Origin of the sequence: Dietzia cercidiphylli (assembly GCF_014145145.1) — a bacterium.
GTDB lineage: Bacteria > Actinomycetota > Actinomycetes > Mycobacteriales > Mycobacteriaceae > Dietzia > Dietzia natronolimnaea.
The window spans coordinates 1-13,876 of sequence record NZ_JAALEA010000188.1 but is presented as its reverse complement, the minus strand read 5'-3'; the positions used below and the strand labels follow the sequence as shown (position 1 = coordinate 13,876).

15 protein-coding genes are annotated in these 13,876 nt (G+C 70.9%); all 15 read left to right on the top strand.

All coding sequences use genetic code 11. The features are described from left to right. The coding region (locus tag G6028_RS07455) for a beta-ketoacyl synthase N-terminal-like domain-containing protein (protein WP_277817583.1) at positions 1-1,362 on the top strand (1,362 nt) is incomplete at its 5' end. A gap of 110 nt (positions 1,363-1,472) precedes the next feature. Continuing rightward, positions 1,473-2,147 carry a nitroreductase family protein gene (locus tag G6028_RS07450; protein ID WP_422110526.1) on the top strand — a complete coding sequence of 225 codons (675 nt, stop codon included), beginning with the start codon at positions 1,473-1,475 and terminating at the stop codon, positions 2,145-2,147. Then, the gene (locus G6028_RS07445) at positions 2,144-3,472 is read left to right on the top strand and encodes an FAD-dependent monooxygenase (protein ID WP_182658488.1); all 1,329 of its coding nucleotides are present in this window, start codon (positions 2,144-2,146) and stop codon (positions 3,470-3,472) included. Before G6028_RS07450 ends, G6028_RS07445 begins: the two co-directional genes overlap by 4 nt. Continuing rightward, positions 3,469-4,398, top strand: a complete 930-nt coding sequence (locus G6028_RS07440) for an alpha/beta fold hydrolase (RefSeq protein ID WP_182658487.1) — start codon at positions 3,469-3,471, stop codon at positions 4,396-4,398. Before G6028_RS07445 ends, G6028_RS07440 begins: the two co-directional genes overlap by 4 nt. A 2-nt stretch (positions 4,399-4,400) precedes the next feature. Then, complete coding sequence (locus G6028_RS07435; protein WP_182658486.1) at positions 4,401-5,321, top strand: acyltransferase domain-containing protein; 921 nt, start codon at positions 4,401-4,403, stop codon at positions 5,319-5,321. Next, on the top strand, positions 5,321-5,758 hold the full coding sequence (locus G6028_RS07430) for a holo-ACP synthase (protein ID WP_182658485.1): 438 nt from the start codon (positions 5,321-5,323) through the stop codon (positions 5,756-5,758). The genes G6028_RS07435 and G6028_RS07430 overlap by 1 nt, the downstream gene beginning before the upstream one ends. Further along, positions 5,755-6,615 carry an ester cyclase gene (locus G6028_RS07425; RefSeq protein ID WP_182658484.1) on the top strand — a complete coding sequence of 287 codons (861 nt, stop codon included), beginning with the start codon at positions 5,755-5,757 and terminating at the stop codon, positions 6,613-6,615. The genes G6028_RS07430 and G6028_RS07425 overlap by 4 nt, the downstream gene beginning before the upstream one ends. A 68-nt stretch (positions 6,616-6,683) precedes the next feature. Beyond that, complete coding sequence (locus G6028_RS07420) at positions 6,684-7,466, top strand: alpha/beta fold hydrolase (protein ID WP_182658483.1); 783 nt, start codon at positions 6,684-6,686, stop codon at positions 7,464-7,466. After that, a complete protein-coding gene (locus G6028_RS07415) occupies positions 7,463-7,954 on the top strand; it encodes a holo-ACP synthase (protein WP_182658482.1) in 492 nt (163 codons plus the stop codon). The genes G6028_RS07420 and G6028_RS07415 overlap by 4 nt, the downstream gene beginning before the upstream one ends. After that, the gene (locus G6028_RS07410) at positions 7,951-9,009 is read left to right on the top strand and encodes a right-handed parallel beta-helix repeat-containing protein (protein WP_182658481.1); all 1,059 of its coding nucleotides are present in this window, start codon (positions 7,951-7,953) and stop codon (positions 9,007-9,009) included. The genes G6028_RS07415 and G6028_RS07410 overlap by 4 nt, the downstream gene beginning before the upstream one ends. A gap of 68 nt (positions 9,010-9,077) precedes the next feature. Continuing rightward, positions 9,078-10,016 (top strand): ABC transporter ATP-binding protein, encoded by a 939-nt coding sequence (locus tag G6028_RS07405; RefSeq protein ID WP_182658480.1) that lies wholly within the window; start codon positions 9,078-9,080, stop codon positions 10,014-10,016. A 9-nt stretch (positions 10,017-10,025) separates the two neighbouring features. Continuing rightward, complete coding sequence (locus G6028_RS07400; RefSeq protein ID WP_182658479.1) at positions 10,026-11,204, top strand: ABC transporter permease; 1,179 nt, start codon at positions 10,026-10,028, stop codon at positions 11,202-11,204. After that, complete coding sequence (locus tag G6028_RS07395) at positions 11,201-12,421, top strand: ABC transporter permease (RefSeq protein ID WP_182658478.1); 1,221 nt, start codon at positions 11,201-11,203, stop codon at positions 12,419-12,421. Before G6028_RS07400 ends, G6028_RS07395 begins: the two co-directional genes overlap by 4 nt. Before the next feature lie 7 nt (positions 12,422-12,428). Beyond that, the gene (gene rfbA, locus G6028_RS07390; protein ID WP_107746568.1) at positions 12,429-13,325 is read left to right on the top strand and encodes a glucose-1-phosphate thymidylyltransferase RfbA; all 897 of its coding nucleotides are present in this window, start codon (positions 12,429-12,431) and stop codon (positions 13,323-13,325) included. Positions 13,326-13,432: 107 nt separating this feature from the next. Continuing rightward, positions 13,433-13,777, top strand: coding sequence for a hypothetical protein (locus tag G6028_RS07385; protein WP_241730610.1), 345 nt, complete (start codon positions 13,433-13,435; stop codon positions 13,775-13,777). Positions 13,778-13,876 lie beyond the last annotated feature (99 nt).

Sequence of the window (13,876 nt, the reverse complement as noted above, 5' to 3'; positions counted from 1 at the left end):
GTGCGGCGGGCCCTGGCCGACGCCGGGCTGGGCCCAGACGACGTCGACTACGTGTGCGGCCACGGGACCGGGACGCCCGCCAACGACGCGATGGAGCGCAAGGTGATGCGCAACGTCTTCGGTGATCGCGCGTCCAGCGTCCCCACCAGCGGGATCAAGTCCTTCCTCGGGCACACGCTCGGCGCCGCCGGCGCCATCGAGGGCGTCGCGTCGGTCCTGGCGATCATGCACCAGACCGCGCCGCCCACCATCGGGTTCGACGACGACGCCGGCGACAGTTCCACCGCCGACAGCTCCCTCGACTTCGTCCCCAACACCGCGCGGTCCATGCCGATCGACACCGTCGTGTCGACCAACTACGCGTTCGGCGGCAACAACGTCGCCGTGGTCCTGCGCGCCCCGGACGAGAACCGGCCGGGAGCGGAGCTGCCGGAGCGGGAGGTGGTGATCACCGGACTCGGTCCGGTGACCGGAGCCGGAGTGGGGATCGGTGACTTCTCGGCTGTCGTCGCCGGCGATACGACCGGCCCCGACTCCGGGGTGACGCCGCAGCCCGACCTCGCCGGCCGGGCCTTCGCACCGCGCACCATGTGGCGGCAGGCCAACTCGCTGTCCAGACTCGCGATCGCCGCCTCCAGGCTGGCCTGGGAGGACGCGGCCCTGGCACTGCGCCGCAACGAGCTCGAGAACGTCGGCGTGATGTACGCGACCGAATCAGGGTCCCGCGAGAGCGTCGGCGACTACGACGACAGTGTCCTGGCGAACCCGAACAGCCTCGCGATCCACAGCTTCTCCAACGTCGTCCTCAACGCCACCGGCGGCGCGGTGTGCCAGGCGCTGGGGTTCCGCGGCCCCACCACCACCGTGTGCGGTGGCGAGGCCTCGGCGACCCTGGCGATGGAGTGCGGGATCGAGACCATCCGGGCCGGGAAGGCCGAGGTGGTCTTCGTGGTCGCCGCGGACGAGGTGGACGACGGCACCGGGATCACGGGAGCTTCGGCCATCGTCCTCGAGTCCGCGGATCACGCCCGTGACCGGGGGGCGACCCCCTACGCCAGGATCATCGCCAGCCGCCACGTCGGTGAGGGCGTGGGGTCCACCGCCGCCGAGGAGTTCGGGCGGACGGTCGCCGGGGCGGATCTGACCGGGCTGGACGCGGTCTACGGGGACGGCGCGGAGCTGGTCCCGGGGATGGAGTCCGTCACCACCGCCGGGGTGACCGGCAGGTGCGGCTCGGTGACCGCCGCACTCGACGTGGTCATTGCCGCGGAGCGGATCTCCCGGGAAGGCGCGGGAACCACCGTGGTCCACGCGTATGCGCCCGGCTCGGTCCGCGGCACCGTGGTGCTGGGGCGGCCGTGAGAACCCCCGCCGACACCGACACCAGCCTCGACACCGAGCCAGGCGCCACCGCTGCTCGGACGCCGTTCGATCTCGCCGAGGCCGACAGGCTCCTCACCACCACCCGCTCCGTGCGGCGGCGGCTCGACCTCGATCGCCCGGTCCCGCGGGAGGTGCTGCTGGAGGCGATCGACGTGGCGCAGCAGGCGCCGACGGCCGACAACGCGCAGAACTGGCGCTGGCTGGTGGTCACGGAGCCGGAGACCAAGGAGGAGCTCGGTGCGCTCTTCCGGACGGCGTGGGAGTTCCACCGTTCGGAGATGACGCAGCGGGCGGGGAGGCGGCGCGACTCCGCGTCCAGCCGGCGGAACATGGCCTCGGCCGAGACGCTGGCGATGAACGTGGCCCGTGTCCCCGCGTTGGTGATCCCGTGCGTCCTCGGTGCGCCGCCCGATCCGGCGGACATCGACGCCAGGTGGATGGTGGCCAACGCGCACAAGGCCGACGGCGATCCCGCGTTCTCGGTGCGGCCCGGTCACCTGCGCTCGAGCATGTTCTACGGGTCCGTCTACCCGGCGGTGTGGTCGCTGCAGTTGGCGCTGCGCGCGCGGGGGCTGGGCAGCACGGTGACGTGCCTGCACCTGCCGTTCCGGGATCGGGCTGCCGAGATCCTGGGGATCCCCCGGGGGATCACCCAGATCTGCATGCTCCCCGTCGCCTACACCATCGGTACCGACTTCCGTCCGGCGCGCCGGCACCCTGCCGCCGAGCGGACCTTCTGGGAGAGCTGGGGGAGAGGACAGTGACGACGACCACGCCCACGACACCGAGGCCGACGACCACGACTCCGACGACGACGAGGTCCGGCCCGAGATCCACGGAACCCGCGCCCACGACGAAGGCCGACGTGGTGATCGTCGGTGGTGGCATCGGCGGGACCGCCCTCGCGTGCGGCCTGGCGGGATCGGGCCTCGAGGTGGTGCTGCTCGAGAAGGTCGCTCAGTACCACGACATCGTCCGGGGCGAATGGTTGTCCCCGTGGGGGATGCAGGAGGCACGCAGGCTCGGAGTGGAGGATGCCCTCGCGGCCGGCGGTGCCTGGGAGATCCGGGAATGGGTCCAGTGGGACGAGACGACCGACCCGGACGAGGCCGGTTCCGTGGACCTCACGGGCCTCCTGCCGGAGATCGGTGGCCCTCAGACGTTCCCGCACCACCAGGTGTGCGAGCAGATGGCCCTCCAGGCGGCCGACGCCGGGATCGAGGTGATCCTCGGGGCCTCGCGGGTGGGGATCGGGCGCGGCGATCGCCGTCAGGTCCACTACACCGGAGCGGACGGGGCACGTCACTCCATCGACGCCGGGTTCGTCGTGGGCGCCACCGGCCGGTCCAACATCGTGGGCCGTCAGCTCGGGCTGGAGATGGACCTCACGGTGCATCACCGGGGTGCCGGACTCCTGGTCGACGGTCTGGACGAGTGGCCCTCCGACACCCAGGCGATGGGGACCGAGGGTGACGTCATGTTCATGGTGTTCCCGCAGGGCTACGGCACTGCCCGCCTGTATCTCAACTACGACCCCGCGCACACCCGGCGCTACTGCGGGCCCGACGCGGTGACCGAGTTCCTCGAGTCGTTCCGGCTCAGGTGCCTGGCCGACCGCGGCGACTACATCGCCGACCACGCGTCCCCCGTCGGCGAACTGACGGTATGGCCCTCGATGTCCGGCGTCCCGCTGGGCGACTTCGTCTGGGACGGGGTCGCCCTTATCGGGGACGAGGCCGGGTCCTGCGACACGGTCCTGGGCACCGGGTTGTCCTCCGCCCTGCGGGACGCCCGGCACGTGCGCGACGTCCTGCTCGGCCCGGACTGGTCCGTCGACGCGTTCTCGGAGTACGTCCGCGAGCGCGGGGCCCGGATGGATCGCCTGCACCACGGTGCGCACATCTATCACGAGCTGTTCGTCGAGTTCGGCGAGTACGCGGTGGCCCGCCGCCGCCGGGCCCGGCGGTTGATGAGCGAGAACGACGCGTACCAGGTCACAGGGTTGCTCAACATGATCGCCCCCGAACTCGTACCGGACTTCGGGTTCAGCGAGTTCTTCACCGAACGACTGCTACTGGAGACACGATGACCCCTCAGACCGCCACATCACCCCGGGCCCAGAGCCGGGCGGGCGACCGGCTGGAGCGTGAGACAGCCGTCCTCAACGGGGTGGAGATCGCCTATCACGACGCGGGGGACCGGGCCGCCCCGGTGATCCTGCTGCTCCACGGGTTCCCGGACTCGGCGGACCTGTGGCGCCATCAGATCCCGCCGCTGGTCGAGGCCGGCTACCGCGTGGTCGCCCCGGATCTGCGCGGCTTCGGCGACTCCGCCAAACCCCAGGAGATCGACGACTACCTGATGCCGAAGCTCGTCAACGACGTCGTCGCCCTGACCACCAGCCTGGGAATCACCAAGGCGCACGTGGTGGGCCACGACTGGGGGGCCGCCATCGCGTGGATGTACGCGTTCCTCATGCCGCGACGCGTCGACCGGCTGATCGTGTTGTCCGTCGGGCACCCGGGGACCTTCGAGAACCCGACCATCGAAGCGCGCGAGAAGACCTGGTACATGCTCTACTACCAGTTCCCCGGGGTCAGCGAGAAGCTGCTCCGCCAGGGCGGGTGGCGCCTGTTCAAGCAGATCATCGGCGGAGAGGGCGACCAGACCCGGTATCTGCGTGACCTCGCGAAGCCCGGCGCGCTGACCGCCGGACTCAACCTGTACCGCGCCAACCGCTCGCCCGAGTCCGAGTTGCGCACCGGGGGCAACTTCCCCCCGGTGCTCGCCCCGACCCTGGGGATCTGGTCCGACGGCGACAAGGCGATGGTCGAGGACGCGATGACGGCCTCCGAGAAATACGTCAAGGGCACGTGGCGATACCAGCGGGTCGAGGGCGCGAGCCACTGGATACCGCTGGACGCCCCGGACACCGTGACCGACGCGATCCTCGGGTTCGTCGCAGACGAGACCTGCGTGTCCGCCCAACCGACCACCCGGCGCCGGCGGCTGTAGCCGTGTTCGCTCTCGCCTTCCCCGGACAGGGCACCCTCAGGGTGGGAATGGGCGCGTGGATGCGGCGACGGGACGTGGCCCGCGCCGTCCTGGACCGCGTCGACGAGATCCTGCAGCGACCGCTGTCCGACCTCGTGACGACCGGCCCGGCCGACAGGCTCGTCGACACCCGGAACGCCCAACTCGCGGTGACCGCCTGCAACCTCGCCGCACTCGAACTCCTGCGGGACGAGGGGATCCGACCGACGGTCGTCGCCGGCCACAGCGTGGGTGAGTTCTCCGCCCTCTTCGCCGCCGGGGTGCTCTCACTCGAGGACACGCTGGCCCTCGTCCGTCGCAGGTCCGACCTCATGGCCGCCGTGTCCCGGGTGGGCGGCATGGCGTCGGTGATGAAGCTCGACCTGGCGAAGGTCGAGCGTCTGGTCGGGTCGGTCACCGACGAGGGTGAGCCGCTCGTGGTGGGGATCGAGAACGGGCGCGGCCACACCGTCGTGTCCGGGTCGGCGAGGGCCCTCGAACGGTTCGTCGACGCCGTCGACGGCCGGGCACCGGTCACCCGTCTGGCGGTGAGCAACGCCTTCCACTCGCCGCTCATGGACGAAGCGCAGCAGCAGTGGCGCGAGGAGGTGGGCCGGTACACGTTCGCCGCACCCGACGTCCCCGTGATCCCGAACGTGCGGGGGACCGAGGTCACCGACCCCGTGGACCTGCACCAGTGTGTGATCGACCAGCTCACCGGCCGGGTGCGCTGGACCGAGACCCTCGACACCCTCGGCGCCCGCGGAGAGCGGACCCAGGTGGAGGTGGGGGACAGCAAGGCGCTCACCAAGATCGCCCGGGCCCAGGGCCACACCTGGTTCACGATGTCCGACCCCGCGACACCCGCACGGTTGGCCCGGGTCGCGGAGCAGGTGGCGAGCTGATGCACAGCTGCGGCGTCGCGATGATCGACTTCGGTGGGTTCCACACTCCCGAGCAGATGTTGGGCCGGATGGACCCTGACCGGGTATTCACCCGCGTGGAAACGCTCCGGTCCCGCCAGGGCGTCACCCTGCAGCACTGGGCCGGCAGGTTGGCGGCCAAGCAGGCGGTCCTGCGGCTGCTCGGATTGCCGGTGACCGAGGAGTGGCTCTTCCAGGCGGAGGTGGTCCCCTCGCCGTCGTCGCTGTGCCGGTCGGACCACCGCTGTCTGCACGGCCATCCGCCCCGCGTGGTGCTGGGCCCGGACCTGGAGCTGGCGGTGATGGCGGACGGGTGCGACGCCGTGGTCGTGAGCATCACCCATTCGGACACCACCTCGTTGGCCGTCGCGGTGCCGTCCCGCCGGCGCACCGAACCGTGCGCGCGGGGCCGGTCATGACCGCGGGGCTGCCCACCGCGGGCGCGACGCTCGCCCGGGACCTCGTCGAGGCCTGGGGGACAGGGGACTTCGACCCGGTGGCCGGTCGGATCGGGTGGTACCGGGATCCACTCACCGACGGACTCACCGGTCCGGAACTGGCGGCCCACGCGCAGGTGTGGCGTGAGGTGTTGGACCCGGGCGACTGGAAGGTCCTCGACGTGGCGGAGGGATCGGCATCGGTGGCGCTGACCTGGTCGGTCGAGGTCACGCACCGCGGACGGGTGCTGGGCGCCCCGCCCACCGGTCGGTCGGTCACCCTGACGGGCACGGACGTGCTGACGACCTCCGGCACCGGAACCCGGGTGGTGCGCCATGTCGACCTGGGTGCGCTCGCCCACGCCCTGGGCCACGACGTCGTCCTGCGTCCTGAGGACACCGACTCGCAACGGTTCGGATCGGCCAGCCGGATCCCCGTCGAGTCGGACGCGGAGGTCGGGGCTCTCGCGCTGACCTGGCTGGGGGTCCGGGAAGAGTCGGAATCCGACGACGTCGACCGACTCAGCGTCGAGGTCTTCCGTGCCCTCCGGGCGTCCAAGGGCTTCCTCGGAGCGGTGACGGTCGACATCGGGGACCGCAAGTACACCCTCAGTGCCTTCGACTCCCTCGACTCGGTGCGCAGTGTCCAGAACCGCGCGCACCGCAGGGCGGTCCGGAAGTTCTTCTCGGGCCGCCTGTGTTTAGAGGCAGTGGTCACCACGTGGGCCCCGGCGACCTCCGCGTGGTTCCGGCGGTGCGCGGGGTGCGACGACCTGATCCCCGCCGACGCCGACGCCTGTGAGTGCGGCAGGCCCGCTGCCAAATCCACCCTGCTGTGACCGCTCCGGGCCAGCCCACTCGAGCCCAGCCCACTAGAACCCCGCCCACACCGACCGAGGAGAACGACATGCCCGCATTCACCTACACCGCCCGCGGTGTCACCTCAGAGTCGCCGACCGTGGTCTTCGTCTCCGCCCTGTTCGCGGGCGGCTGGATCTGGGACCACCCCCTCGAGCACCTCGCCGCTCGGGGTCTCGGCGTGCTGGCGCTGGATCAGCCCGTGTGCGAGGTGGACTCCAAGATCGCGGGGTCGATCGAGAAGCTGGGCGACGAGGTGATCGCCTGCTGCGACGAGGCCGGGGCGGGCCGGATCGTCGTGTGCGCCAACTCGCTCGGCGGGCTCGTCGCGCTCGATCTGGCCATGCGGCACCCGGACCGGGTCGTCGCCCTGGCGATCAGCGGGGCCCCGGGGTTGACGCCGGATCCGGACGTGGGGCTGGGGATGGACCGCCGGACGGGCAACACCCCGCGCGGGCCGGAGTTCGAGGAGCGGATGCTGGCCGCGCTGTTCCACCGGGGCCGGCACTTCACCGACGAGCAGCTGCGCGAATGTGGCGAGCTGCTGGCGCGACCCAGCTCCATGGTGAGCATGGCGCGCAGCCTGCGGGCCACCCGCAAGTACCCCATCAGGGACGCGCTGGCCGCGGTCACGTGTCCCAGCCGGATGATCTGGGGCCGGCACGACCGGATGACCCCCGTCGACTCGTGGTCCGAGGCCACCGCGGGGCTCGATCACTTCCAGATGGAGATCATCGAGGACTGCGGTCACATCCCGATGCTGGAGAAGGCGGAGCAGTACACCAGCTCACTGACAGACTTCCTCGATCACGAGGTCGGGGTCCGCGCATGAGCCGGGACGTGCTCCTGGGAGTGGACCTGGTCGACATCTCCCGGATGGAACGGCCCCGGCGCGATCTGGGGCCGCACTTCCGCAAGACACTGGGTTCCGGCCTCCACGCCGCCCGGGAGGCGGGGTCGACAGTCGAACTGGCCGCCGACTTCTCCGTACGCGAGAGCCTGATCAAGGCCGTGGGCGGACGGTTCCCGGGGATGAGCCTGAACGACCTCCGGCCCGACGACCCGGGGAACGGGACCGGGTACGGCGAGCACCTCCTGCTGTCCGTCGCGGAGCAGATGAGGCAGACCACGGACTTCTGTCTCTCCCACCGGGGCAGGTACCTCCTGGAGGGGCCCACCGCCGTGCACGCGGCCGCCCGCATGGGCGATCAGGACGGGGCCCGACCGGTCGGGTACGTGGGCTGGGGCGAGAGGGCCGACCAACTGGTCTCGATCGTGATCGTGATCAACGAACCCCCCAGGAAGGACGCCGACTCATGACCCTGACCGCACACCCACCCACGAACCGCCCCGTCACGGAGGTCCGCCCCGTCACCGAGGTCCGCCCGGGCCAGGACGCCCAGGCCGCGCTGGACCAGGCCCCTGCCGGAGGCGAGGTGCGCCTGTTGGCCGGTGAACACCGCGGACCGCTGTGGGTGCGGCGCTCGGACGTTCGCCTGCGCGGGGAGGGCGCGCATCTGACGCGGATCGTGCCCGGTGCGCACACCGAGGTGGACGTCCCTCGACTCCACGACGCACCGCCCAGCGTGGTGAGCGGGGTCGTGGTCCACGGTGACGATCTCTCCGGGGTCAGCGTGGAGGCGCTGACCGTCGAGGGGTTCACCGGCGCAGGGGTTTACGCCCACTCGGTGTCCGGGATCCGGGTCGTCGGGGTGCACGCGATCGACGACGACGTCTGGGGCGTGTACGTCCGCGAGTCCGAGTCCGTCGAGGTGGTCGGCTGCTCGACCACCGGCGCCCAGTACGCGGGGATCGGGCTGAGCTTCTGTCCGGACTCCCGGGCCCGGATCGCCGACTGCGTGTCCCACGGCAACGCGTTCGGGGTGTTCGTGGACAACTCCTCCGGGGCCGTCGTGGACCGGTGCACCGCCACCGGCAACGCCATCGGAGTGCTGATGCTCAACCAGGTCTACGAGGGCGAGCCCGAGGGCGGCGTGCGTGACTGCCTGGTCACCGGATGCACCCTCGTGGCCAACGGACTCAGCGCCGGGGTGGAGGACGAGGGCCTGGGCGCCGCCGGCCCGCCGATCTCGGGGGTGGGGATCGGACTCGTCGGCGTGGAGCGGGTCGCGGTGGTGGGCAACGAGATCCGCGGGAACGTGCCGAGCGGCCCGTCCGTCATGGAGGGTGCGGTGTCGATCAGCTCGTCCGCCGCGTTCGGCGGGGACGATCCCCGGGACGTCACGGTCATGTGGAACTCGTTCGACGCCAACGAGCCACGTGACGTTCACGGCGACGACACCCGATCCCGACAGAGGTTCACCCACAATCGTTTTGGGGGCAGCTGGGCCGACGGCGTGCCCGGGCAGCTATGACCATTCGGTCGACCGCTGGACAGACGACCACAGGCCCGGGCACCGGGCCGGAAGGAACTGACGGCAGAATGCATGCTCTGAGCTGCGAGAACCTGACCAAGCGCTTCGGCGACACCGTCGCCGTGGACGGGGTGAGCCTGACCGTGGCCCCCGGGGAGGCCTACGGACTGCTCGGGCCCAACGGTGCCGGCAAGTCCACCGCCATCAGCATGATCGTGGGCCTGCTGCCCCCGGACTCCGGCTCCGTCCACATCGGCCAGATCGACATGGGGGCCGAGCCCCTCGAGGCCAAGAAGCGCATCGGCTACGTCCCCCAGGAGATCGCCCTGTACCCGGAGCTCTCCGCGCGGGAGAACCTGCGCTTCTTCGGCCGGCTCTACGGACTGAGCGGTGCGGCGCTGCGCGGCCGGATCGACGAGGTCCTGGACCTGGTGGGTCTGACGGACCGCGCCAAGGACAAGGTGAGCACGTACTCGGGCGGGATGAAGCGCCGCGTCAACATCGGTGCGGCGCTGCTGCACTCCCCGGACCTGTTGATCCTCGACGAACCCACCGTCGGCGTGGACCCCCAGAGTCGCGACTCGATCCTCAGCGGTGTCGAGGACCTGCTCGCCAGCGGGGAGATCAGCCTGATCTACACCTCCCACTACATGGAGGAGGTCGAGCGACTGTGCGACCGGATGGCGATCATCGACCGGGGTCGGGTCATCGCGGAGGGGACCAAGGCCGAGCTCGTCGCGCGGGTGGGTGGTGACGACAAGGTCGCCGTCACCCTGGACGGGGACATCGACTCCGCCAGGCGGCGGATCGAGTCCCTCCCTCAGGTCAACGGGGTCTCCCGGGTGGGCGACGACTCACTGCTCCTCACCGCTCAGGACGGGCGGTCACTGCTCCCAGTTCTGCTCGGGGCTCTCGCCGGAGAGGCCGCGATCACGTCCTTCGACGTGGACGAGCCGGACCTCGAGGCCACGTTCCTGCACCTCACCGGCAACTCACTCAGGGACTGATCGCCGGTGATGATGCGTTCGATCACGGTGCTCGCGGGCAGGGAGTTCGCGTCCCAGCTACGCAGCGGGACGTTGATCCTGGTCGGAGTGGTGGCCCCGGTACTGCTGGCCTTGCTGTTCGGCTTCGCGCTCGGCGGCAGCGACACCACGGAACCTTCCCGGGTCGGGGTCGTGGACCTCGACAGTGGCGAGTTCGCCTCGAGCATGCAGGACGAGGTGCTGGCCAGCGAGGAGCTGTCCGACATCATCACCCTCGAGGAGGTGGGGACGGTATCCGAGGCGCAGGGCGCCGTGGACTCCGGTGAGCTCGGCTCCGCCATCGTCTTCACCGAGGGGTTTACCGAGACCGTCCGCGCCGGTGAGGGCGGGGTCGTCGAGGTGCTGGAGTCCGCGTCGAATCCCGTCGCCGCCGTGGTGGCCACGTCGGTGGTGGACCAGATGTCCGCACTCGTCCAGGCCCGCACCCTGTCGGTGCGGACCGCCACCGCCGCCGGGGTGCCGACGAGCGAGGTGCAGGAGTTCGTCGAGGCCAACGGCGCGGACGGCCCCTCGCTCTCGTTGGTCGACGCGGCCATGGCCGACGGCGCCGTGGACATGTCGGTCTTCTACGCCTCGGGCATCGCCGCACTGTTCGCCTTCCTCGTGGTGGGCACCGCCGCGCGCAGTCTCCTGCTCGAGCGCCGGATCGGGGTGCTCGCCCGGGTCCAGGCCTCGCCGGTGCCGGGATGGGCGTTGGTGTTCTCCAAAGCGATAGTGGGCTTTGCCGCGGCGCTGCTGTCCATGTGCTCGACCTGGGTCGCCTCGGTCCTGATCTTCGATCAGAGCTGGGGATACCCGCCCGCGGTGTTCCTGCTGTTCGCCGCGCACTGCCTGGCGGCGACGGCACTGACGATGCTGGTGGCCACCGGCGCCCGGACCGACGCGCAGGCCGACGGGTACGTCCTGGTCCTGAGCTTCACCTTCGGCTTCCTCGGCGGCAGCCTCATCCCGATCTTCCAGTTGCCCGACGCTCTACAGGTCCTGTCCCGGTTCACCCCCAACGGCTGGACAGCCAACGGGCTGGGCTCACTGGTCGTCTCCGGGGGAGGGGTCGACTCGATCCTGCTGCCCGTGGCCGTGCTCCTGGCCATCAGCGCGGTCGCCGCAGTCGCGGCCGGCCTGCGATTCCGGAAGGGACTCCTGCGATGACGACCGACACCCTGACCGATATCCCGACCGACCGCACCGACCGCGGTGGGACCCACGACCGGCGGGGAGGGGACGGCCTCCGCCCGGCCGCGGTCGCGGCCATCGTGTGGGCCAACCTGCTCCGCCAGTCCCGTGACCGGGTCGGCATGTTCTTCATCGTGATCATGCCGTTCGTCGCGATCGTCTTTGTCGGCTTCACCATCGGCGCCGCCGGCTCCTCGTCGATGCCGATCGGTGTGGTGGCGGCGGAGGACGACCCGGTGGCGGCCCGGGTCCTGGTCGAGCTGGAACAGTCCGAGGGCCTGGAGGTCCAACGGTTCGACGACGTGGCGGCGCTCGACAAGGGGGTCCGCGAGGGCTCGCTGGCAGCGGGGCTGTCCATCCCCTCCGGGAGCACCGAGTTCCCGGTCACCTATTCCGGCACCTCGGGAACCGGCGCGGCCGCACGCGGAACGATCGACGGCGCCGTCTCCCGGGTCTCCGCGGAGATGGAGGCCACGCGTGCCGCCGAGACCGCCGGGGCCGACCCCGCGGAGACGGCCCGCCTGGTCGCCGAGGCGCAGGCCACCACCACCCCAGTGGAGATCGCGGGTTCGGGTGGGGACGACAGGCCGCAGGGGTTCGCCTACACCGCTCCGGCGAACCTCGTCCTGTTCACCTTCATCAACTCGATGGCGGTGGCCGCAGCCCTGGTCGAGAGCCGCAAACTGGGGATGGTGCGCAGGATCCTGGCCGGACCCGTCACCAAGCGGGCGGTGCTGTTCGGTGAGGCGCTGAGCCGGTTCCTCATCGCGGCGCTGCAGGCCGTCCTGATCATCGCCGTGAGTTCACTGGTGTTCGGCGTGGCCTGGGGCGAACCGCTCGCGGTGGGGGTGGTGGTGGGCGTGTTCTGCCTGGTGGCCACGGGCGCGGCCATGCTCGTCGGTTCCCTGGTGTCCTCGCCTACCCAGCCGGCCGTCATCGGTCCGACCCTGGGGATCATCCTGGGCATGCTCGGCGGGTGTCTGTGGCCCAAGGAGGTCGCGCCGGACTTCCTCAACACGATCGGGTACCTGTTCCCCCACGCCTGGGCGATGGACGCGCTGATCAGCTTGTCCGACGGCCGGGCCGGCCTGACCGCGGTCCTGCCGGAGGTGGCCGTCCTCAGTGCGATGGCGGCCGTGTTGCTCGGGCTCGCCCTGTGGTTGTTCGACAAGCGCGCCCTCAGGGACGGGTGAGCAGGGCGTGAAGGGGATCATCCTCGCGGGCGGTACCGGGTCCCGGCTCGCGCCGGTCTCCACGGCGGTGAGCAAGCAACTCGTCCCCGTCTATGACAAGCCGATGATCTACTACCCGCTCACCACGCTCATGCTCGCCGGGATCCGGGAGGTCCTGGTGATCACGACCCCACAGGAGCAGGAGGCGTTCCGGCGCCTGCTGGGTGACGGTTCGGAGTTCGGTATCCGCATCGACTACGCGGTGCAGCCCTCGCCCGACGGTCTGGCCCAGGCGTTCGTGATCGGCGCCGACCACATCGGCCGGGACCCGGTGGCACTGGTCCTGGGGGACAACATCTTCTACGGACCGGGAATGGGAAGCCAGCTGCGACGGTTCGCCGACGTGGACGGCGGCGCCGTGTTCGCCTACTGGGTCGCGGACCCGAGCGCGTACGCCGTGGTGGATTTCGACTCCGACGGCCGGGCGGTCTCCCTCGAGGAGAAGCCCGCCCGGCCGCGGTCCCAGTACGCGGTGCCGGGCTTGTATTTCTACAGCCCCGACGTCGTGGACGTGGCCCGGGGGGTGGAGCGCTCCGCCCGCGGCGAGTACGAGATCACCGACGTCAACCGCCACTACCTGGAGGCGGGGCGCCTGCGGGTGGAGACGCTGCCCCGGGGGACGGCGTGGCTGGACACCGGGACCCACGATTCGATGCTCGACGCCTCGAACTTCGTCCGCACCATCGAGGACCGGCAGGGCCTGAAGATCGGGTGCCCGGAGGAGGTGGGCTGGCGCCTCGGGCTGATCAGTGACGAGCAGCTGTGCCGCAGGGGATCGGCCCTGAGCAAGTCCGGCTACGGCGGCTACCTGCTCGGGCTGGTGGAACGCTGCGGGGAGCCGGTGGGCCCGGGGGTTCAGATCTAGGCCGGTCGATCGCCACCGCCACCGGGCTCCGGCGTGGAAATACTGTTCTGAGTCGGCGAGACCTTCAGCCGTTCATCACCATCGGCGGGAAGCAGACCGCCATCGGCATGGCGAGCAGCCGCGCGACCGACATCATGACGGGCTTGCGCGTGCTCAAGGCCGGGAGCGGGGAGCGCTGGGCGGCCGAGCAGTACCGCGGCGCCTCCCGCCACGCGGCCGACGCGGGCATCGTCACCGCCGAGCGGTCGGGGCGGGTCCAGGGGATCGGGTCGCTCGGCATGGCCGTCGTGCTGGCACTGGTCCTGCTGGCCGCCGGCTACCGCGTTCTGGCCGGCGAGATGGAGATCGGCACCCTCGTCTCCGTGGTGGGCGTGGCCGTCTTCTGCGAGGAGCCGGTGCGGCTCATCACCGCCATGGTGAGCATCTTCGCCCGGTCCCACGGCGCCGCGTAGCGACTGGTCGACCTGCAGGCCTTAGCGCCGGCGACGAATCCGGAACGGGGGTGCCCGCGGGGTCCCACCTGCAGGTGAGCGGCTTGGAGCTGCCCGACG

Excerpts from the sequence above, each read along its gene's own strand:
- G6028_RS07410 (WP_182658481.1), top strand. The coding sequence starts at position 7,951 with ATGACCCTGACCGCACACCCACCCACGAACCGCCCCGTCACGGAGGTC.
- G6028_RS07440 (WP_182658487.1), top strand. The coding sequence starts at position 3,469 with ATGACCCCTCAGACCGCCACATCACCCCGGGCCCAGAGCCGGGCGGGC.
- G6028_RS07430 (WP_182658485.1), top strand. The coding sequence starts at position 5,321 with ATGCACAGCTGCGGCGTCGCGATGATCGACTTCGGTGGGTTCCACACT.
- G6028_RS07395 (WP_182658478.1), top strand. The coding sequence starts at position 11,201 with ATGACGACCGACACCCTGACCGATATCCCGACCGACCGCACCGACCGC.
- G6028_RS07400 (WP_182658479.1), top strand. The coding sequence starts at position 10,026 with ATGATGCGTTCGATCACGGTGCTCGCGGGCAGGGAGTTCGCGTCCCAG.
- G6028_RS07425 (WP_182658484.1), top strand. The coding sequence starts at position 5,755 with ATGACCGCGGGGCTGCCCACCGCGGGCGCGACGCTCGCCCGGGACCTC.
- G6028_RS07405 (WP_182658480.1), top strand. The coding sequence starts at position 9,078 with ATGCATGCTCTGAGCTGCGAGAACCTGACCAAGCGCTTCGGCGACACC.
- G6028_RS07420 (WP_182658483.1), top strand. The coding sequence starts at position 6,684 with ATGCCCGCATTCACCTACACCGCCCGCGGTGTCACCTCAGAGTCGCCG.
- G6028_RS07385 (WP_241730610.1), top strand. The coding sequence starts at position 13,433 with ATGGCGAGCAGCCGCGCGACCGACATCATGACGGGCTTGCGCGTGCTC.
- G6028_RS07415 (WP_182658482.1), top strand. The coding sequence starts at position 7,463 with ATGAGCCGGGACGTGCTCCTGGGAGTGGACCTGGTCGACATCTCCCGG.